Here is a 19,337-nt window from a genome sequence, read left to right on the forward strand (position 1 = left end):
CCGCGCCGACCCGGCGGTTGGCCTGCCGCTCCGCGAATGCGGGGCACGAAGCAGGATGCAACCGATGGCGTCGGCAACAATCGAAAAGGGTGGCCTGCTTGCCAAGCATGTCCACCCTTTTTTATTTCAAAGCCTACTGTAGCACTGCACATGTCGACCGCTTCCACTTCAGGCCTGCACCTGAAGACCCCTCACCGCGTGTTGCGCGACGCGGTCGAATTGTTGTCCTCGATGCGCTTTGCGATTGCCTTGCTGACGGTGATCGCCATTGCCAGTGTGGTGGGTACCGTGCTCAAGCAGAACGAGCCATACCCGAACTACGTGAACCAGTTCGGGCCGTTCTGGGCTGATGTTTTCCACGCGCTTTCGCTGCAAAAGGTCTATGGCTCGTGGTGGTTCCTGCTGATCCTGGCGTTCCTGGTGGTGTCCACGTCGCTGTGCCTCGTGCGCAACGCGCCCAAGATGATCGTCGACATGCGCTCGTGGAAGGACCATGTGCGCGAACGCAGCCTGCGCGCCTTCCACCACCGCGGCGAGTTCGAAGCCGCGCGGCCACGTGCGGAGGCCGTGGCGCGCGTCGGTGCACTGCTGCGCAACCGCGGCTACCGCATCCGGCAGGTCGAGCACGAAGGCGCCACGCTGCTGGCGGCGAAGGCCGGCGCGGCCAACAAGCTCGGCTACATCCTGGCGCACACCGCGATCGTGGTGATCTGCATCGGTGGCTTGCTCGATGGCGACATGCTGATCCGCGCCCAGATGTGGTTCGGCGGCAAGACCCCGATCAGCGGCAATGCCGTCATCAGCGAGATCCCGACGCAGCATCGCCTGTCGGCCAGCAATCCGGGCTTCCGCGGCAATGCCTTCGTGCCCGAAGGCTCGACGGTGTCCACGGCGATCCTGAACATTGCCGACGGCGCACTGGTGCAGGACCTGCCGTTCAACCTCACGCTCAAGAAGTTCACGATCGACTTCTACCCGACCGGCATGCCCAAGCTGTTCGCGTCGGACGTGGTTGTGACCGACCGTGCCACCGGCAAGCAGACGCACGCCACGGTGAAGGTCAACGAACCGCTGATCGTCGATGGCATTGCCATCTACCAGTCGAGCTTCGAGGACGGCGGTTCGCAGCTGAAGTTCGTCGGCTACCCGATGCAGGGCAGCGGACACGGCACCTTCCCGTTCGCCGGAACCGTCGGTGGCAACGCGCCGCTGACCGGCACCGGCATGGCCGCCGACGCGGAAGGCCTGACGGTCGAGTTCAGCGACTTCCGCCTGATGAACATCGAGAACGTCACCGATGCCTCGGGCAAGCCTGACGCGCGTGGCGTGGCGCGCAAGTCGTTCAACGAAACCATCGAATCGCACCTGGGTGCAGCCGCCAGTGCGCAAAAGGAAAAGACGCTGCGCAATGTCGGCCCGTCGGTGCAGTACAAGCTGCGCGACCGCAACGGCCAGGCGCGCGAGTTCAACAACTACATGGTGCCGGTACAGCTCGACGGCCAGTCGGTGTTCCTGGCCGGCATGCGCGAGTCGCCCAACGAGCCGTTCCGCTACCTGCGCATTCCGGCGGATGACCAGGGCAGCGTGGTCGACTGGATGCGCCTGCGCGCCGCGCTGCAGGATCGCGGCATGCGCGGCGAGGCGGCGCGCCGCTTTGCGCTGGCGTCGATGCCGGGCGCGGACAAGGCCGAGTTGCGCGGCCAGCTGGCCGAAAGCGCACTGCGTGCACTGGATCTGTTTGCTGGCGCCACCCGCCCCAATGCTGACTCTCCGCCGGGCGGCTTCACGGCGATCGCGGCTTTCCTGGAGAAGTCGGTGCCCGCGACGGAGCAGCAGAAGGCTGCCGATGTGCTGCTGAAGATCCTCAACGGGTCGATGTGGGAGCTGTGGCAAATCGCGCGTGCGCAAGACAAGCAGCCGGTGGTGCCGAACAGTGCGCAGAGCAGCGCGTTCCTGCAGCAATCGATCAACGCGCTGTCGGACAGCTTCTTCTATGGCGCGCCGGTCTTCCTGCAGCTCGACGACTTCAAGGAGATCAAGGCCAGCGTGTTCCAGATGACCCGTGCGCCGGGCAAGAACATCGTGTATCTTGGCTGTCTGCTGCTGGTGCTGGGCGTGTTCGCGATGTTCTATATCCGCGAGCGCCGCGTCTGGGTCTGGATCAAGGATCCGGGACATCATGCGGACTCCGCCGCATCGGCCGTGCCGACCGAAGCGGCAGCGCCGGGCAGCCATGTGCTGATGGCCATGTCGACCCAGCGCCGCACGCTGGATTTCGAGAAGGAATTCGTCGCGTTGCGCGACGACATCGGGCGCGCGGCCGGGGCCGACAAGGACGCCCCGACGCAGGCGCAGCATTGAACCCGTCGGGCCGGGCAGTGGCGATCCTCGCCGGTCGCCTCCCGGTCTTCGTTGCACGGCCACGCGCTGTGCGCAGATCGCAGGTAACGCTATGTCTTCTAACGTGAACCAGGCCGCCCGGCCGGCCATGCGGCCGGTAACTCCTGCCGATTCCGGCGCATTGGACGAGTCCTATCTTGAGCCTTCCTTCCTGCACCGGCTTACGTGGCTGGACTGGGCTTTCGCGCTGTTGCTGGCCGTAGGCGCGGGCGTGGCGCTATCTCGCTATGGCCAGTGGATGAACGGCTACGACAAGGCCGTGCTGATCGCTGCGGTGCCGACCTTCGCGTTGCTCGGCTGGCATTGGAAGCCGGTGCGCGCGCTGATGCCCGGGCTGGCCGTGCTGTCGCTGTTCGCCGTGCAGCTCTACCAGGGGCAGCTCGCGCGCGCCGACCAGGCTTTTTTCCTGAAATATTTCCTGTCGAGCCAGTCGGCCATCCTCTGGATGAGCGCGCTGGTGTTCCTGTCCACGCTGTTCTACTGGGTGGGCCTGGTCACGCGCTCGGCAACCGGATACAGCATCGGCAGCAAGCTGTGCTGGGCCGCTGTGGTGCTCGGCTTCACGGGCCTCCTGGTGCGCTGGTACGAGTCGTACCTGGTCGGCACGGACATCGGGCATATTCCCATCTCGAACCTTTATGAAGTGTTCGTGCTGTTCACGCTGATCACGTCGCTGTTCTACCTCTACTACGAAGGGCGCTACGCCACGCGTGCGCTCGGGCCCTTCGTGATGCTGGTGGTGTCGGCTGCGGTGGGTTTCTTGCTGTGGTACACGGTCAGCCGCAATGCGCAGGAGATCCAGCCGCTGGTGCCGGCCCTGCAGAGCTGGTGGATGAAGATCCACGTACCGGCCAATTTCATTGGTTACGGCACGTTCGCGCTGGCCGCGATGGTGTCGTTGGCGTACCTGCTCAAGCAGCGCGGCATTCTGGCCGAACGGCTGCCGTCGCTGGAGGTGCTGGATGATGTGATGTACAAGGCCATCGCGATCGGCTTTGCCTTCTTCACCATTGCCACTATCCTCGGTGCGCTGTGGGCTGCCGAGGCCTGGGGCGGCTACTGGAGCTGGGACCCAAAGGAGACCTGGGCGCTGATCGTCTGGCTGAATTATGCGGCGTGGCTGCACATGCGGCTGATGAAGGGACTGCGCGGCACGGTTGCGGCCTGGTGGGCGCTGATGGGCCTGCTGGTCACGACGTTCGCCTTCCTGGGGGTCAATATGTTCCTGTCCGGCCTGCACAGCTACGGCGAATTGTGATGCTTGCGTTGCTCGCGTAGCGAAGAGAACCTGCCCGATGGGCAGGTTTTTTTTCGCCCGCAGGGAATAAAGGCGTCACATCCGGTGTTTACTGGAGGAACGGTGCCGGCTGGCGGCACCGGCTTGCATGGAGAAGAACATCATGGCACGTCTGCGTCGTCCTACCGCTGTATCGCTGTTTCGTCCCGCTGCACTAGCCCTTGGCTGCGCCTCCGTCCTGCTCGCCGCCTGTTCGGGCATGGGTGGCATGGGCGGCATGGGTGGCGCCGGCAGCATGCCGCCCACCGTCAAGGTGACGAACGGCGTGCTGACCGACCCGCAAGGGCTGACGCTGTACACGTTCGACCGCGACACCAAGGACAGCGGCAAGAGCGCCTGCAATGGCCAATGCGCGGCCAACTGGCCGCCGTTGATGGCAGCACCGGGCACCAGCGCCTCGGGCAGCTACACCATCGTCACCCGTGACGATGGCAGCAAGCAATGGGCCTACCGCGGCATGCCGCTGTATCGCTTCGCCAAGGATGCCAAGGCGGGCGATCGGGCCGGCGACAACATCAACAATGTCTGGCACGTCGCCAAGCCCTGACCGGCCAGCGACGGATTGAGTCCGGCAAGGCATGGACGGGTTTGAGGGCCAGCTGGTGGCGCTGGCGCCGCGCCTGCGGCGCCACGCGCGTGGCCTGACCAGGGATGTGGCGCAGGCCGACGACCTCGTGCAGGACACGCTGGAGCGCGCGTTGCGTTATCGCTGGCGCTTTCGCCTTCGCCCGGGAGCGTGGTGGGGCGATGGTGCCGATGGCCTGCTGCCGTGGCTGCTCACGTTGATGCACCGCCTCCGGCTGAATGCCGTGCGCAGGAAGGAGCTTGTGGTGACCACCGAAACCCTGCCGGACGTCAGTGGCCCGGCCACCGACCCTGGGCTTCGGCGCGACCTGCTGCAGGCGCTCGCGGAACTGCCCGAGGCCCAGCGCGCGGTGCTGCTGCTGGTCAGCCTGGAGCAGTTCACCTATGCCGAAGCGGCCCAGGTGCTGAACGTTCCGGTTGGCACCGTGATGTCCCGCCTGGCGCGGGCGCGCGAACACATGCGCGCCTTGCTGGACGGCACGCGTCAGCCGGCCCCGGTCGCGGAGGCCGGTACGACGCTGCAGCGAGTGAAATGATGTCCCCGATCCACGAAGCCGACCTGCATGCCTACGCCGACGGCCAGTTGAGCGGCCGCCGCCGCGCGGCCGTGGAGGCATACCTCGCCGAGCGGCCCGACATCGCGGCGCGCGTGGCCGCGTGGCGCCGTCAGGCTGAGGCGTTACACGGCGCGCTCGATGGCGTGCTCAACGAGCCCGTGCCGCTCGTGGCCCTGCCAGAGCCGCTGCGTGGCGGCACTCCGCGGCGCGACGGTGTGGCCAGCCGTTGGCGCACCGGATGGATTGCGGTGTGTGCTTCGGTCGCCTCGCTGGCAGTGGGCGGAACGATTGGCTGGCTTGCTCGCGACCGCATGGCCGACGGTGTCGCCCTTGCCATGGCCCCGGGCGAGCGCTTTGCGCGCGATGCGTTGGTCTCGCACGTGGTCTATGCGCCTGAAGTGCGCCACCCGGTGGAGGTGCCAGCCAGCGACGAGGCTCACCTGATCGCGTGGCTGTCCAAGCGGCTGGGGGCGCCACTGCAAGTGCCGGACCTGCGCCCGCAGGGCTTTCACCTGATCGGCGGCCGCCTGGGCGTGGCCGAAGGCGGGCCGTCCGCGATCCTCATGTACGAAGCCGACGACGGAACGCGCCTGTCGCTGCAACTGCGCCGTATGGCGCAAGGCACGCCCGATACCGGTTTCCGGCTCGAGCGGATGCCGCAGGCCGCCCCTGGCAGGGGGGCAGGCGCCATGGCGTTCTACTGGATCGACCGCAGCCTCGGCTTCGCGCTGGCCGGGCAGGTGGATCGCGCACGGCTGCTGACGCTGGCGCAGTCGGTGTACCAGCAATACCAGGGCCAGGGCGGGTAGGCGCACCGGCCACGATCCGGCAGCAAGGAAAAAGACTGTCAGGAATGGCCAGCACTATCCGACCAAGGGAAAGTCCAATCCCCGGGCCGTTCGAAGCATCAAGGAACAACCATGCTGATCCCCTCTCCGAAGTGGCTGCGCGGTGACGATATCGCCGCCTCCGAGATCACGCCGCGCCACGTGTTCGCCGCACGCCGTCGCCTGCTCGCGCTTGCCGCTGCCGGTACCGCTGGTGCCGCGCTGAGCCCCTGGCTCACGCGTGAAGCCCGCGCCCAGCAGGGCCGGCACGGGCCAAAGCTGGCGGCTACGCCCAACAATGCCTACGTGGTGACGGAAAAGCGCACGCCCTACGAGGACGTGACCACCTACAACAACTTCTACGAATTCGGCACCGACAAGTCCGATCCGGCGCGCAATGCCGGCACGCTGCGGCCGCGGCCGTGGCAGGTGGCGGTCGAAGGGCTGGTGAAGAAGCCCAAGGTCTATGACCTCGATGAACTGGTCAAGCTCGCGCCGATGGAGGAGCGCGTGTACCGCCTGCGCTGCGTGGAAGGCTGGTCGATGGTGATTCCGTGGCTCGGCTATCCGCTGTCCGAGTTGATCCGCCGCGTGGAGCCGCAGCCGGGCGCGAAGTACGTGCAGTTCATCACCCTCGCCGACAAGAAGCAGATGCCCGGCATCAGCAGTTCGGTGCTGGACTGGCCCTACAGCGAGGGCCTGCGCATGGATGAGGCGATGCATCCGCTGGCGCTGCTGACCTTCGGCCTCTATGGCGAAGTGCTGCCGAACCAGAACGGCGCGCCGGTGCGCGTGGTGCTGCCGTGGAAGTACGGCTTCAAGAGCGCCAAGTCCATCGTGAAGATCCGCTTCGTCGACAGGCAGCCGCCGACGAGCTGGAACCTGGCGGCGCCGCAGGAGTACGGTTTCTACTCGAACGTGAACCCGGACGTGGACCATCCGCGCTGGAGCCAGGCCACGGAACGGCGCATCGGCGAGGATAGCGGCGGCGGCGGCTTTGCCGCGCTGTTCGCGCCCAAGCGCAAGACGCTCCCGTTCAACGGCTACGGCCAGCAGGTGGCGTCGCTGTACCAGGGCATGGACCTGAGGAAGTTCTTCTGATGGGCAGGGCTGACATGACGATCTCGCAACCGGCCTCCACACGTGCGGCAGGCGCGGCGCGGGGCGGCAAAGCCAGCGGGCTGGCGGCGTTGCCGCAGTCGCAGGTGCGCATTCTCAAGGTGGCCATCTGGCTGCTGGCGATGCTGCCGTTCGTGCGCCTGCTGTACCTGGGTGCCACCAGCCAGTTCGGCGCCAACCCGCTGGAGTTCGTCACGCGCTCCACCGGCACGTGGACGCTGGTCATGCTGTGCGCGACGCTGGCTGTCACGCCGCTGCGCCGCCTCACGGGCTGGAACTGGCTGGTGCGGATGCGGCGCATGCTGGGGCTGTTCGCGTTCTTCTATGGCCTGCAGCACTTCCTGCTGTGGATCGGCGTCGACCGCGGCTTCGATCTTGCCTACATGCTGAAGGACGTCGCCAAGCGGCCGTTCATCACGGTCGGCTTCACGGCCTTTGTGCTGATGATCCCGCTGGCGCTGACGTCTACCAACGGCATGGTGCGGCGCCTCGGTGGCAAGCGCTGGCAGGCGCTGCACAAGTCCGTCTATGCGATCGCGGTGCTGGCCATCCTGCACTACTGGTGGCACAAGGCCGGCAAGAACGACTTCAGCGAGGTGTCGATCTACGCCGCGGTGGTGTTCGTGCTGCTGGGGCTGCGCCTTTGGTGGCGTTGGCGGCCGGCCGCCAGCTGAGGCGGGCAGGCCGGGCCGGAAGGCGGATCAGTCCTGCAGCAGGCGCTCGTCGCGGAACAGGTCTTCGACCAGTTCGCGCTCGCGCACCAGGTGGGCCTTGTCGCCGTCGACCATGACTTCGGCGGCGCGCGGACGGGTGTTGTAGTTGGAGCTCATCACGAAGCCGTAGGCACCCGCCGACATCACCGCCAGCAGGTCGCCTGGCTGGATGGCCAGCGAGCGGTCGCGGCCGAGCCAGTCGCCCGATTCGCACACGGGGCCGACGATGTCGTAAGTGACCGGCGACGCGCTGTTTGCCTGGACTGGCTCGATGCGGTGGTAGGCCTCATACATGGCGGGGCGCGCCAGGTCGTTCATGGCGGCGTCGACGATGCAGAAGTTCTTGGCCGCGCCGGGCTTGAGGAATTCGACCTGGGTCAGCAGCACGCCGGCATTGCCTACGAGCGAGCGGCCCGGCTCGAACAGCACCTCGCGGTGGCCATGGCCGCGTGCGGCCACGCGGTCGAGCAGCGTGGTGGCAAAGCCTGTGATGTCCGGCGGGGTCTCGTCGGCGTAGGTGATGCCCAGGCCGCCGCCGACGTCGATGTGTTCCAGCACGATGCCTTCGCGTTCCAGGGCTTCGACCACGTCGAGCACCTTGTCGAGCGCCTCCAGGTACGGCGCCACTTCGGTGATCTGCGATCCGATGTGGCAGTCGATGCCGGTGATCTCGATATGCGGCAACGCTGCGGCGGCCCGGTACGTGGGCAGCACGTCCTCGAAGGCGATGCCGAACTTGTTGCCCTTCAGGCCCGTGGAAATGTACGGGTGGGTCTTGGCGTCCACGTCGGGGTTGATGCGCAGCGACACGCGCGCGCGCTTGCCCACCTGGCCGGCCACGGCATTGAGGCGGTCCAGTTCGGGAATCGATTCGACGTTGAAGCAGCGCACGTCATGTGCCAGCGCGAACTCCATTTCCGCCGCGTTCTTGCCCACGCCCGAGAACACCACCTTGCGCGGATCGCCGCCGGCCGCCAGCACGCGCTTGAGCTCGCCGCCCGAGACGATGTCGAAGCCCGCGCCCAGCCGGGCGAACACCTGCAGCACCGCCAGGTTCGAGTTGGCCTTCATGGCGTACTGCACCTGCGCCTTGCGGCCCTGGCAGGCGGCGGCGTAGCCCTGGTAGGCGGCCGTCAGCGCCGCGCGCGAGTACACGTAGGTCGGCGTGCCGAATTCGGCGGCAATCTGCGCCAGCGGCACCTGTTCGGCCACAAGGGCGCCGTCCTGGCGATGGAAAAATGCGGTCATGGTTACCTGGTGGTGGGGGCGTCGGAGGAGGCCGGAGACGTGGTGGGTTCTGCCGGCACCGCTGGTGCCGCCGGTGCCGCCTCGGGGCGGCTCAGACCCGGATCGGGCATGGACGGCGCCGTCGGCTCGGGCGGGCGCTTGGGCATGGTCAGCGGCCCGCGAATGCCGCATCCGCCCAGCAGGGGCATCGCAAGGCCGGCGGCAAACGCCGATACAATCGCAACACGACGGAGCATCGGGTCGTCCTTGAAAGCGGTTGGGAAAGCTGTCGGACCGGCAGCCGGCGTGTCGTCCGCGGCCGCCGCCAGAGTTCCAGGGCATGGCCGGAATCCGGGAATCCTCAACAAACAAAGCCGGCCGCTGCAAGTGCCCCATGCGGTATCCCATGCGGAACAGCAAGGCGGGCAGGGCTGGCGCCGGCGGTCTTGGAGTTTAGCATGCCCCCCTTGAGTGAAAGCGAGTTCCTGACCCTGGCGGGCAAGGAGCTGGACCGTATCGAAGCCGCGGTGGAAGCCGCTGCTGACGCGGCCGACGCCGACATCGAAATCAGCCGTACCGGCAACGTGATGGAACTGGAATTCGAGAATGGCTCCAAGATCATCATCAACAGCCAGGCGCCAATGCAGGAGTTGTGGGTGGCGGCGCGTTCGGGCGGGTTCCATTTCCGCCGCGACGGCGAGCGCTGGGTCGATACGCGCAGCGGCGACGAGTTGTACGCAGCACTGTCCGGCTACGTGAGCCAGCAGGCGGAAGTGGCGCTCAAGCTGAGCTGACGCGCTGCGTTACACGTTATCCAATGAAAAAAGCCGGCCCTGCGTGGCCGGCTTCTTCTTGCCTGGAGGCAGTTGCGCTCAGGCGCCGCCGAACATCTCCAGGATCTTCTTCTTCTCCGCCTCGACATCGGCGGGCGAGCGCGTGCTTTCCTCGGGCTTGCCCGGCCACGGGTCGCCCAGGCCCACCGAAGCCACGCCGGCGCCGCTGGCGTTCTCCTCGAAGGTCCAGTCGCCGCCAGCCATGACCACGCCTTCCGGCGCCGGGCGTTCGGGGGCTTCCGGTACACCCTTGAGCATCTTGCCCATGTAGCCGACCCAGATCGGCAGGGCCAGGCCGCCGCCGGTCTCGCGCACGCCCAGGCTCTTGGGCTGGTCGTAGCCCATCCAGGCAATGGCCACCAGGTTGGGCGTGTAGCCGGCAAACCAGGCGTCCACGGCGTCGTTGGTGGTACCGGTCTTGCCGGCGAGGTCGTTGCGGCCCAGACGCTGCTTGGCGGCATTGGCCGTGCCCATGCGCACCACGTCGCGCAGCATGCTGTCGGCGATGAACGCGGTGCGTGCGTCGAGCACGCGCACGGCGTCGGTGCCGGCGCGCTGCGGCTGCGTTTCGGAGAGGACCTTGCCGCGCGAATCGACCACCTTCTGGATCAGGTACGGATTGATGCGATAGCCGCCGTTGGCGAACACGGAGTACGCGCCCGCCATCTGCAGCGGCGTCACGCTGCCCGCGCCCAGTGCCATCGGCAGGTAGGCCGGGTGCTTGTCGGCTTCGAAGCCGAAGCGGGTGATGAAGTCCTGGGCATATTGCGTGCCGATTGCCCGCAGGATGCGCACGGAAACCAGGTTCTTCGACTTGGCCAGTGCCCGGCGCATGGTCATCGGGCCTTCGAACTTGCCGTCATAGTTCTTCGGCTCCCACACCTGGCCGCCGGTGTCCGGACCGATTGTCAGCGGAGCGTCATTGATGACGGTCGCAGGCGAGAAACCCTTCTCCAGCGCGGCCGAGTAGATGAACGGCTTGAAGCTGGAGCCGGGCTGGCGCCAGGCTTGCGTCACATGGTTGAACTTGTTGCGGTTGAAGTCGAAGCCGCCAACCATCGAGCGGATCTCGCCGTCCTGCGGGTTGATCGAGACAAAAGCCGCCGACACTTCCGGGAGCTGCGTGACCGACCACTGACCTTTTTCATCCTGCGTCACGCGGATGATGGCGCCCGGGCGGATCCTGGTCTTGGGCTGCGCGCTAGCCGACAGCGACGGCGCGATGAAGCGCAGCGCGGAGCCCTCGATGGTGGCTACTTCGCCCGACAGCAACGTCGCCTTCACCTGGCGCGGCGACACGCTGGTCACGACGGCCGAGCGCAGGTCGTCGCTGCCGGGGTGTTCGACCAGGGCATCGTCGATCGCCTGCTCGCGTTCTGCCTGATCGGACGGCAGGTCGATGAAGGCTTCCGGTCCGCGGTAACCGTGCTTGCGTTCGTAGTTCATGATGCCCGAGCGCACGGCCTCGTAGGCGGCATCCTGGTCGGGCTTGGTCAGCGTGGTGTAGACCGTCAGGCCGCGCGTGTAGGTTTCCTCGCGGTATTGCGCGTACATCAGCTGGCGCACGATCTCGGCCACGTATTCGGCATGCGTCGAGAATTCGTTGCCTTCGGTGCGGACCTTCGGGGATTCGCGCAAGGCTTCGTCGTACTGCTCAGGCGTGATGTAACGCAGATCGCGCATGCGCTGCAGGATGTACTCCTGGCGTACCTTCGCGCGCTTGGGGTTGACGACCGGGTTGTAGGCCGACGGCGCCTTGGGCAGGCCGGCGAGCATGGCGGCCTCGGCCGGCGTCACATCGCGCACCGACTTGCCGAAGTAGACGCGCGCCGCGCTGTCGAAGCCATAGGCGCGCTGGCCCAGGTAGATCTGGTTCATGTACAGCTCGAGGATCTGGTCCTTGGTCAGGTTCGCCTCGATCTTGTACGCGAGCATCATTTCGTAGATCTTGCGCGTGTAGGTCTTCTCGCTGGACAGGAAGAAGTTGCGCGCGACCTGCATGGTGATGGTGGAAGCGCCCTGCGACAGCCCGCCGCGCAGGTTCGCCAGGCCGGCGCGCATCACGCCGACGAAGTCCACGCCGCCGTGCTCGTAGAAACGGTCGTCCTCGATCGCGAGCACGGCCTTCTTCATCACATCGGGGATTTCGGCGATGGGCACGAAGTTGCGGCGCTCTTCGCCGAACTCGCCGATCAGGACGTTGTCCGCAGTGAAGATGCGCAGCGGAATCTTCGGGCGATAGTCTGTGATGGTGTCCAGCGACGGCAGGTTGGGCGCGGCCACCAGCAGCGCATAGCCCAGCAGCAGCGCGACCGCCACGATGCCGGCGACGATCAGCCCGACCACCCAGAACGTGATCCGCGCCCAGAGCGAGCGGCGAGCAGGGAGGGACGGCTTCTGTTGTGCTGTGGCCATAAGGGAAATACCTAGTCAGGAGTGCGGGGGATTATATCTTCCGAGATGGCGGCAACTTCCTGCGCAGTGGCGCCTGCGACGCTACTGCGCTGTTACAAGATGTAATGTCCCGGATCGCGGCAGATTGCGCGGATGTGAGAGCAGAAAAAAGGCGGGGAAGGGAACCCGACGACCGTGGGGTTTTGGCAACGCTTTGGCGATGCCTCCGGAAAAATAAAAGCGTGGTCAAACCGGCACATTGCCAGCACTGCTGGTTTTTGTGAGAATCCACCAACATAAAAGAGCAAAACGTTTCATCCAAGAAACAGGGCTCGCCCGATTAGAGCAGTCAAGCCAGGGGCGAGTTCAAATGTCAGGGGGTCACCTTGCGACGGGGCATTTTGTCGGGGCTTCTGCGCCGGACTACGGTCGGCGTAGATATCGGGTCGTCCAGTGTCAAGGTAGTCGAGCTGTCCGTGGGGGGCAGCAAGCATGACTACCGGCTGGAAAAATGTGCCAGCGAACTGCTGGATCGCAATGCCGTTGCCGATGGCAACGTCATCAATATCGAGGCTGTCGGCATCGCGCTGAAGCGTGCGCTCGGCAAGGCCGGCATCCGCACCAAGGATGTGGTGCTTGGCGTGCCCTCGATGCTGACGGAGTCTCAGACCGTCAGCCTGCCGGACAACCTGTCCGAAGACGAGCTTTATTCCCAGGTCGAATCCGAGGCGCACCGGCTCTATCCGCCGTCGCAGGCGGTCAATTTCGACTTCGCCGTGATCGGCCCGAGCGAGACCGAGGGCGGCATCGGCGTGCGCGTGACCGCGGCCAACAGCGACCGCGTGCAGGAGCGCGTCACCGCTGCCGAGATGGCGGGCCTGCGCCCGCAAGTCATGGACGTCGAGGAATACGCGGTGCAGCGGACCATCGTGCAGATGCTCGGTGTGCCGCGCGATATGTCGGAAGCCGACGCACGTGCGTTGCCGGTGGTGGCCGTCATTCACCTCGGCGGCAGCCGTTCCAAGGCCATCTTCTACCAGGGCTGGAAAGAGCTGTACGAGCAGCCCCTGAACAGCTACGGCGACCAGCTCACGCAGAGCGCGGCGCGCATGTTCACGCTCGACGCGCTCAAGGCCGAGATCAAGAAACGCAAGAACACGCTGCCGGAAGCCTGGCGCGCCCAGCTGCTCAAGCCATCGCTCGAAGCGCTGGCCATGGAAGTACAGGCCGCAGTGGGCAATTTCATCGCCAGCTCCAGCCTGGGGCGGGTCGACGAGATCCTGCTGTCGGGCGGGCATGCGTCGCTGCTTGGCGTGCAGGCGGCCATCCAGCAGCAGACCCAGATCACCACCACGCTGGCGAATCCGTTCGCCAACATGGTGACCAACGGCAAGGTCAACGAGCGCTATCTGCAGCGTGACCTGCCGGCGTACATCGTCAGCGCCGGACTGGCATTGCGCGGCCTGCAATAACGCACCCCGGGGGAATCCGAATGTCAACGAACACGCTCCCGTCGGTCAACCTGCTGCCCTACCACGAAGCCCGCAAGGCTGCCCGGCGCAAACGCGTCTACGGGATCCTTGGCGGCGCGGCGGCAGGTGGTGCGCTGGTGGTGCTGCTGGGCGGACTTTATATCGATCACCAGATCGAATCGGTTGTCGGGCTGAACCAGGTGCTGACCGCCGAGAATGCGCGGCTGGACAGCCAGATCCGCGAGGTCAACACACTCAAGAAGGACATCGAGGCCCTGCTGCAGCGCCAGCAGGCCGTGGAAAGCCTGCAGACTGAGCGCAACCGGCCGGTGCAGCTGCTGGAGGAACTGGTGCGCCAGGTGCCGGAAGGGGTCTACCTGACCAGCCTCAAGCAGACGGGAGAGGCGTTCACGATCGCCGGCGTGGCGCAGTCCAACGAGCGCATTTCGGAGCTGTTGCGCAACATAGGCGCCGTGCCCTGGCTCGACAAGGCCGAACTGGTCGAGTCCAAGGCCGTGACGATGACCAACAACTTGCGTGAGCAGCGCCGCCTGTTCGATTTCTCCATGCGCTTCGCCTACCGCGCTCCCGAAACGCCGGCCGACAAGAAGAATGGTCCGGTACGCCCGGCCCAGGCGCCGGCCGCTAATGGAAAGGCCTGATCATGGGGCTCAATACCGAAATCAACCTGGCGGACCTGACGGGCCAGTTCCGCGGGCTCAACATGAACGAGCCGGAGACGTGGCCCGCAGCGCCGCGCGCGGTGTTCGCCATCATGGCGGCGGCGGTGGTGCTGCTGCTCGGATGGCAGTTCTATTGGAGCGGCAAGACCGACGAGCTGGACCGCCAGCGCGCGGAACAGGAGTCCCTCAAGCAGGCCTACCAGTCCAAGGTCGCGCAGGTCGCCAACCTGGAAGCGCTGCGCGAGCAGAAAAAGCAGGTCGAGCTGCGTGTCGCGCAACTTGAGCGCCAGCTTCCGAACAAGACGGAAATGGATGCCCTGCTCGCCGACGTCAACCACGCTGGCGTGGCGCGTGGCCTGCAGTTCGAACTGTTCAAGCCGCAGGCCGCCGTGCTCAAGCCTTACTTCGCCGAGATCCCAGTGAACCTGAAGGTGACGGGCCGCTACCACGACGTCGCGCAGTTCAATGCCGATGTCGCCGCCCTGTCGCGGATCGTGTCGATGCAAAACCTGCAGCTTGCGAATACCAAGGATGGCGCGCTGACGATGGAGGCGGTCGCGATGGCCTACCGCACGCTGGACCCGGACGAGCAGGCCGCGCAACGCAAGGCTGCCGCCAACGCTGCCAAGCCCGCCGGAGGTGCTAAATGAGCCGCCCCGTGAGCCTTTCCATGCGCCGTGCGGGCCTGCTCGCCGCCGCGCTGGCCGCCGGACTGCTGAGCGCGTGCGGTTCCAGCGACGAACAGGTGCTGCGCCAGTGGATGGATGCCACGCGCAACGCCAAGGCCCAGCCGCCCGCGCCGTTGCCCGAACCCAAGCCCTATGTGCCGCGCGAATACGCTGGGCGCAGCGCGCCGGAGCCGTTCGCGCAGGCCAAGATCGGCGAACTCAACAAGATGCTGGCGGAGTCGCCCGAAGCCGGGCGACGCCGCGAACCGCTGGAGGACTATCCGCTCGAAAACTTCAAGATGCTCGGCATGATGAAGAAACACGGCGAGACCTTCGGCATCGTACGTGTTGATAACAAGATCCACCATGTCAAGGTGGGTCAGTATCTCGGCCAGAGCTACGGCCGGGTGGTCCGCATCACCGATCAGGAGATCGTGTTGCGCGAATTGGTCCGGGAAGGGGTATCCGAGTGGAAAGAGAAAATGACCAGCCTGAAGCTGGAGGTGTCGGCATGACCCTGGGTCGCTGGTACCGAGCGCTTGCGGGCGCAATGACGATGGCACTCGCGCTGGCCGCTCCGGCGGCGCTTGCGCAGGGCAACCAGGTGAAGTCGGTCGACGCCAACGTGGTGGGCGAGCAGACCCTGTTCACCATCGACCTGCAGTCGCCGCCCGCGCAGAAGCCGGCGGACTTCACGACGCAGAATCCGGCGCGGATCGCAATCGATTTGTTCGATACCGGGTTTGCCGCGGGGCGTGCCCAGTATGACTACGGCGGCAAGCTGCTGCGCGGCGCCAGCGTCATGCAGATCGGCGACCGCACGCGCGTCGTGCTGGACCTGACCCGCACGGCGACCTACCGCACCGAGGTCCGCGGCAACCAGTTCGTGGTGCTGCTGGACAATGTCGCGCCCGCGGCCAAGGCGGCCGCGCCCACCTTTGCGGCACCTTCCGCACCGACTGCGGCTGCCGCGGCGCGTGCGTCCGTGCGCAACATCGACTTCCGCCGCGGCGCGGATGGGGCAGGGCGCGTGGTGGTGGACCTGTCCTCGCGCGATTCCGGCATCAATATCGCGCAGCAGGGCCAGAACGTGGTGGTCGACTTCCTTGGCACCACGCTGCCTGACAACCTGCGCCGCCGCTTCGACGTGAGCGATTTCGGCACGCCGGTGCAGGGTATGCGCGCGACGGATACCAGCGGCAATGCCCGCCTGGTCATCGAGCCGCGCGGCAATTGGGAGTACAGCTCCTACCAGACCGACACCCAGTTCGTGGTGGAAGTGCGCCCCGTCAAGGAAGACCCGACCAAGCTGATCAGCGGTCCGGGCTACCGTGGCGAGCGCCTGTCGCTCAACTTCCAGAATATCGACATCCGCTCGCTGCTGCAGGTGTTTGCCGATTTCACGAACCTGAACATTATCACCAGCGACACCGTGCAGGGCAACATCACGCTGCGCCTGAAGGACGTGCCGTGGGACCAGGCGCTGCAGATCGTGATGGATGCCAAGGGGCTGGCGTCGCGCCGCAACGGCAATGTGCTGTGGGTGGCGCCCAAGGCGGAGCTGGCTACCAAGGAGAAGCTCGAGCTGGAGTCGCAGCAGCAGATCAACGACCTGGAGCCTATCCGCAGCCAGGTGTTCCAGCTGAACTACCAGCGCGCCGAAGACGTGCGCAAGATGCTGCTGGGCGTGGCAACGGGCGGCGCACCGGGCGCGGCGGTGCCCACCGTCGGCGGCGCGGCCGGCATGGCGTCGCGCATGCTGTCCAAGCGAGGTTCGCTGACCGCTGATGCCCGAACCAATCAGTTGTTCGTGTCGGACATCGCCAGCAAGCTGGAGGAAGTGCAGAACTTCCTGGTCAAGATCGACATCCCGGTGCGCCAGGTCATCATCGAAGCGCGCATTGTCGAGGCGACCGATACGTTCAGCCGCAACCTGGGTGTCAAGCTCGGCTTTGCCGGCCAGTACAACAATGCCAAGGTCGGGAACACCTACGGCAACGTGCTGCCTGGCGCTACGTCCGACAACGGCCCGTTCCTGAGCCTGCCGGCCGCCGCCATCAACGGCACGAACCCGGCGAACGTCGCGGTCAGTATCTTCAACAGCGCGGCTACCCGCTTCCTGGCGCTCGAACTCTCCGCGCTCGAGGCGGACGGCAAGGGCAAGATCATCTCAAGCCCGCGCGTGGTGACGGCCAACAACATCAAGGCCCTGATCGAGCAGGGCACGGAACTGCCTTACCAGGCGGCTACATCCAGCGGTGCCACGTCGGTCCAGTTCCGCAAGGCCAACCTGAAGCTCGAGGTGACGCCGCAGATCACGCCGGAAGGCAATGTGCTGCTCGACGTGGATGTGAACAAGGACAGCGTGGGCATCCAGACGACATCGGGCTTTGCCATCGACACCAAGCACGTGCAGACCCAGGTGCTGGTGGACAACGGCGGTACGGTGGTGATTGGCGGTATCTACACGCAGACCGAAAGCACCGACGTGGACAAGGTGCCGCTGCTGGGTGACATCCCGGTGCTGGGCTACCTGTTCAAGAACAACGCCAAGGTGCGCAACCGCACCGAACTGCTGGTGTTCCTGACGCCGCGTGTCCTGAATGAGAGCGTTACGTTGAAGTGACGCGCATCCCGGCGAGAATGAGGCGTAATTGGCGCCCGGGACGCCGGATGCAGTAGACTGCAAGGCCGCATCGACCGATGCGGCCTTTTTTTGTCCGCAGGGGGCGTCCGCACGGCAATGCCGCATCAGCCACTTGCTGCCTGCGGCCCAACATAAGAAGATGATGCAGTTTCCAACGGGGGAGGGCGGACCGGAATCCGCGCTCCCGAGCGACAATCCAGTGACAGCCTTGCCGACGGCCACGGAGACCGGCCGTCCCAACCTCTTCTTCGTCGGCCTGATGGGCGCCGGCAAGACCACCGTGGGCCGTACGGTCGCGCGGCGCCTGCACTATCCGTTTTTCGATTCCGATCATGAGCTCGAGGCGCACTGCGGCGTGCGCATCCCGGTGATCTTCGAGCACGAAGGCGAGGAAGGTTTCCGGGACCGCGAGGCGGCGATGATCCAGGAGCTGACCGGACGCAGCGGCATCGTGCTGGCCACTGGCGGCGGCGCCGTGCTGCGCGCCGAGAATCGCGAACTGCTCAAGTCCCGCGGTACGGTGGTCTACCTACGCGCGAGTCCGCACGATCTGTGGCTGCGCACCCGCCACGACCGCAACCGCCCGCTGCTGCAGACCGAGGATCCCAAAGGCAAGCTGGAAGCGCTCTACGCCGCGCGCGATCCGCTGTATCGCGAGGTGGCGGACTTCATCATCGAGACCGGCAAGCCGTCGGTGGCACAGCTTGCTAATATGGTGCTGATGCAGCTGGAAATGGCCGGTTTCCGCGTCGATCCCGCCGCTGCAGCGTCGGACCAGCCGGCTAACGATACGCATTCATGATCACGCTACAAGTTGACCTGGGAGAGCGCAGCTATCCCATCCATATCGGTACCGGCCTGCTCGGCGACGCCGAACTGCTGCGCCCGCACGTGCGCGGCCAGCACGCCGTCATCGTCACCAATGAAACCGTCGGACCGCTTTATGCGGCACGCGTCGAAGCCAGCCTGAAGGCGTTGGGCAAGACCGTGCGGGTGGTGACGCTGCCCGACGGCGAGGCCTTCAAGCAGTGGGAAACGCTCAACCTGATCTTCGACGCGCTGCTGTCGGCGGGCGCCGATCGCAAGACCACGCTGGTCGCATTGGGCGGCGGCGTGGTGGGTGACATGACCGGGTTTGCTGCAGCCTGCTACATGCGCGGCGTGCCGTTCGTGCAGGTGCCGACCACGCTGCTGTCGCAGGTGGACTCGTCGGTGGGCGGCAAGACCGGCATCAACCACCCGCTCGGCAAGAACATGATCGGCGCGTTCCATCAGCCCAACGCGGTCATTGCCGACATCGACACGCTGGGCACGCTGCCGCCGCGCGAGCTGGCCGCGGGCATGGCCGAAGTGATCAAGCATGGCGCGATCGCCGATGCGGAGTACTTCGCCTGGATCGAGCGCAATATCGCCGCGCTGAACAACTGCGACCCGGACCTGATGACGCTGGCCGTGCAACGCTCCTGCGAGATCAAGGCGGGCGTGGTGGCCCAGGACGAGCGCGAAGGCGGGCTGCGTGCCATCCTTAACTTCGGCCATACCTTCGGTCACGCCATCGAAGCCGGCATGGGCTACGGCGAATGGCTGCATGGCGAAGCGGTCGGCTGCGGCATGGTGATGGCAGCCGACCTGTCGCACCGCCTTGGCTTCATCGACGCCGAGACGCGTGCGCGCATCCGCGAACTGACCCGGGCGGCGATGCTGCCCGTGGTCGCGCCGGAACTGGGCTCGGATCGCTACATCGAACTGATGAAGGTGGACAAGAAGGCCGAAGCCGGCAACATCAAGTTCATCCTGCTGAAGAAGCTCGGCGAAGCATTCATCACCACGGTTCCTGATGCTGACTTGCGCGCGACGCTGGCGCAGGCAATCTTGAAACCTCCGACCGAGGCAACGGTCGCGTAAGTGATCGGTT

General features: G+C 65.8%; 17 protein-coding genes. 15 read left to right on the plus strand and 2 right to left on the minus strand.

The genetic code is table 11. From position 1 onward, the window contains the following. The first annotated feature begins 150 nt into the window (after window positions 1-150). The 7 genes from LDO29_RS19440 to msrQ all read left to right on the plus strand — a co-directional run bounded on the left by LDO29_RS19440 (window position 151) and on the right by msrQ (window position 7,459). The gene (locus LDO29_RS19440) at window positions 151-2,361 is read left to right on the plus strand and encodes a cytochrome c biogenesis protein ResB (RefSeq protein WP_224081407.1); all 2,211 of its coding nucleotides are present in this window, start codon (window positions 151-153) and stop codon (window positions 2,359-2,361) included. 127 nt (window positions 2,362-2,488) lie between these two features. Beyond that, window positions 2,489-3,658, plus strand: coding sequence for a c-type cytochrome biogenesis protein CcsB (gene ccsB / locus LDO29_RS19445; protein WP_224081518.1), 1,170 nt, complete (start codon window positions 2,489-2,491; stop codon window positions 3,656-3,658). A gap of 142 nt (window positions 3,659-3,800) precedes the next feature. Then, window positions 3,801-4,244 (plus strand): COG4315 family predicted lipoprotein, encoded by a 444-nt coding sequence (locus LDO29_RS19450; RefSeq protein WP_224081408.1) that lies wholly within the window; start codon window positions 3,801-3,803, stop codon window positions 4,242-4,244. 31 nt (window positions 4,245-4,275) lie between these two features. Beyond that, window positions 4,276-4,818: an RNA polymerase sigma factor gene (locus LDO29_RS19455; protein WP_224081409.1), complete on the plus strand. Its 543-nt coding sequence runs from the start codon at window positions 4,276-4,278 to the stop codon at window positions 4,816-4,818. Then, on the plus strand, window positions 4,815-5,648 hold the full coding sequence (locus LDO29_RS19460; RefSeq protein WP_224081410.1) for an anti-sigma factor family protein: 834 nt from the start codon (window positions 4,815-4,817) through the stop codon (window positions 5,646-5,648). The genes LDO29_RS19455 and LDO29_RS19460 overlap by 4 nt, the downstream gene beginning before the upstream one ends. Window positions 5,649-5,759: 111 nt before the next feature. Then, on the plus strand, window positions 5,760-6,767 hold the full coding sequence (msrP, locus tag LDO29_RS19465; RefSeq protein WP_224081411.1) for a protein-methionine-sulfoxide reductase catalytic subunit MsrP: 1,008 nt from the start codon (window positions 5,760-5,762) through the stop codon (window positions 6,765-6,767). A 14-nt stretch (window positions 6,768-6,781) separates the two neighbouring features. Next, window positions 6,782-7,459 carry a protein-methionine-sulfoxide reductase heme-binding subunit MsrQ gene (gene msrQ / locus LDO29_RS19470; RefSeq protein WP_224081412.1) on the plus strand — a complete coding sequence of 226 codons (678 nt, stop codon included), beginning with the start codon at window positions 6,782-6,784 and terminating at the stop codon, window positions 7,457-7,459. Window positions 7,460-7,486: 27 nt separating this feature from the next. On the opposite strand, the gene lysA is transcribed toward msrQ, so the two are convergent. Further along, on the minus strand, window positions 7,487-8,746 hold the full coding sequence (gene lysA / locus LDO29_RS19475) for a diaminopimelate decarboxylase (protein WP_224081413.1): 1,260 nt from the start codon (window positions 8,744-8,746) through the stop codon (window positions 7,487-7,489). Window positions 8,747-9,183: 437 nt separating this feature from the next. Between lysA and cyaY the strand changes: the two genes are divergently transcribed. After that, on the plus strand, window positions 9,184-9,519 hold the full coding sequence (cyaY, locus tag LDO29_RS19485) for an iron donor protein CyaY (protein WP_224081415.1): 336 nt from the start codon (window positions 9,184-9,186) through the stop codon (window positions 9,517-9,519). A gap of 78 nt (window positions 9,520-9,597) precedes the next feature. Here cyaY and LDO29_RS19490 read toward each other — a convergent pair whose 3' ends face one another. Further along, window positions 9,598-11,973, minus strand: a complete 2,376-nt coding sequence (locus LDO29_RS19490; RefSeq protein WP_224081416.1) for a penicillin-binding protein 1A — start codon at window positions 11,971-11,973, stop codon at window positions 9,598-9,600. A gap of 380 nt (window positions 11,974-12,353) precedes the next feature. Between LDO29_RS19490 and pilM the strand changes: the two genes are divergently transcribed. The 7 genes from pilM to aroB all read left to right on the plus strand — a co-directional run bounded on the left by pilM (window position 12,354) and on the right by aroB (window position 19,327). Then, complete coding sequence (gene pilM / locus LDO29_RS19495; protein WP_224081519.1) at window positions 12,354-13,424, plus strand: type IV pilus assembly protein PilM; 1,071 nt, start codon at window positions 12,354-12,356, stop codon at window positions 13,422-13,424. A 20-nt stretch (window positions 13,425-13,444) separates the two neighbouring features. After that, window positions 13,445-14,086 carry a PilN domain-containing protein gene (locus LDO29_RS19500; protein WP_224081417.1) on the plus strand — a complete coding sequence of 214 codons (642 nt, stop codon included), beginning with the start codon at window positions 13,445-13,447 and terminating at the stop codon, window positions 14,084-14,086. 2 nt (window positions 14,087-14,088) lie between these two features. Next, window positions 14,089-14,757 carry a type IV pilus inner membrane component PilO gene (pilO, locus tag LDO29_RS19505; RefSeq protein ID WP_224081418.1) on the plus strand — a complete coding sequence of 223 codons (669 nt, stop codon included), beginning with the start codon at window positions 14,089-14,091 and terminating at the stop codon, window positions 14,755-14,757. Continuing rightward, entirely contained in the window at window positions 14,754-15,290 is a 537-nt protein-coding gene (locus LDO29_RS19510; RefSeq protein ID WP_396022695.1) for a pilus assembly protein PilP, read from the plus strand. Before pilO ends, LDO29_RS19510 begins: the two co-directional genes overlap by 4 nt. Further along, complete coding sequence (gene pilQ, locus LDO29_RS19515; RefSeq protein ID WP_224081420.1) at window positions 15,287-17,401, plus strand: type IV pilus secretin PilQ; 2,115 nt, start codon at window positions 15,287-15,289, stop codon at window positions 17,399-17,401. The genes LDO29_RS19510 and pilQ overlap by 4 nt, the downstream gene beginning before the upstream one ends. A gap of 280 nt (window positions 17,402-17,681) precedes the next feature. After that, window positions 17,682-18,224, plus strand: a complete 543-nt coding sequence (locus LDO29_RS19520) for a shikimate kinase (RefSeq protein WP_224081520.1) — start codon at window positions 17,682-17,684, stop codon at window positions 18,222-18,224. After that, entirely contained in the window at window positions 18,221-19,327 is a 1,107-nt protein-coding gene (gene aroB / locus LDO29_RS19525; RefSeq protein ID WP_224081421.1) for a 3-dehydroquinate synthase, read from the plus strand. Before LDO29_RS19520 ends, aroB begins: the two co-directional genes overlap by 4 nt. Window positions 19,328-19,337: the final 10 nt, after the last annotated feature.

The sequence above is a fragment of the Cupriavidus laharis genome (genome assembly GCF_914271435.1).
Lineage (GTDB): Bacteria > Pseudomonadota > Gammaproteobacteria > Burkholderiales > Burkholderiaceae > Cupriavidus > Cupriavidus laharis.

What these genes read in the sequence shown, in the direction of transcription:
- LDO29_RS19440 (WP_224081407.1), top strand. Translation starts at nt 151, where the DNA reads ATGTCGACCGCTTCCACTTCAGGCCTGCACCTGAAGACCCCTCACCGC.
- ccsB (WP_224081518.1), top strand. Translation starts at nt 2,489, where the DNA reads ATGCGGCCGGTAACTCCTGCCGATTCCGGCGCATTGGACGAGTCCTAT.
- LDO29_RS19450 (WP_224081408.1), top strand. Translation starts at nt 3,801, where the DNA reads ATGGCACGTCTGCGTCGTCCTACCGCTGTATCGCTGTTTCGTCCCGCT.
- LDO29_RS19455 (WP_224081409.1), top strand. Translation starts at nt 4,276, where the DNA reads ATGGACGGGTTTGAGGGCCAGCTGGTGGCGCTGGCGCCGCGCCTGCGG.
- LDO29_RS19460 (WP_224081410.1), top strand. Translation starts at nt 4,815, where the DNA reads ATGATGTCCCCGATCCACGAAGCCGACCTGCATGCCTACGCCGACGGC.
- msrP (WP_224081411.1), top strand. Translation starts at nt 5,760, where the DNA reads ATGCTGATCCCCTCTCCGAAGTGGCTGCGCGGTGACGATATCGCCGCC.
- msrQ (WP_224081412.1), top strand. Translation starts at nt 6,782, where the DNA reads ATGACGATCTCGCAACCGGCCTCCACACGTGCGGCAGGCGCGGCGCGG.
- lysA (WP_224081413.1), bottom strand. Translation starts at nt 8,746, where the DNA reads ATGACCGCATTTTTCCATCGCCAGGACGGCGCCCTTGTGGCCGAACAG.
- cyaY (WP_224081415.1), top strand. Translation starts at nt 9,184, where the DNA reads ATGCCCCCCTTGAGTGAAAGCGAGTTCCTGACCCTGGCGGGCAAGGAG.
- LDO29_RS19490 (WP_224081416.1), bottom strand. Translation starts at nt 11,973, where the DNA reads ATGGCCACAGCACAACAGAAGCCGTCCCTCCCTGCTCGCCGCTCGCTC.
- LDO29_RS19500 (WP_224081417.1), top strand. Translation starts at nt 13,445, where the DNA reads ATGTCAACGAACACGCTCCCGTCGGTCAACCTGCTGCCCTACCACGAA.
- pilO (WP_224081418.1), top strand. Translation starts at nt 14,089, where the DNA reads ATGGGGCTCAATACCGAAATCAACCTGGCGGACCTGACGGGCCAGTTC.
- LDO29_RS19510 (WP_396022695.1), top strand. Translation starts at nt 14,754, where the DNA reads ATGAGCCGCCCCGTGAGCCTTTCCATGCGCCGTGCGGGCCTGCTCGCC.
- pilQ (WP_224081420.1), top strand. Translation starts at nt 15,287, where the DNA reads ATGACCCTGGGTCGCTGGTACCGAGCGCTTGCGGGCGCAATGACGATG.
- LDO29_RS19520 (WP_224081520.1), top strand. Translation starts at nt 17,682, where the DNA reads ATGGGCGCCGGCAAGACCACCGTGGGCCGTACGGTCGCGCGGCGCCTG.
- aroB (WP_224081421.1), top strand. Translation starts at nt 18,221, where the DNA reads ATGATCACGCTACAAGTTGACCTGGGAGAGCGCAGCTATCCCATCCAT.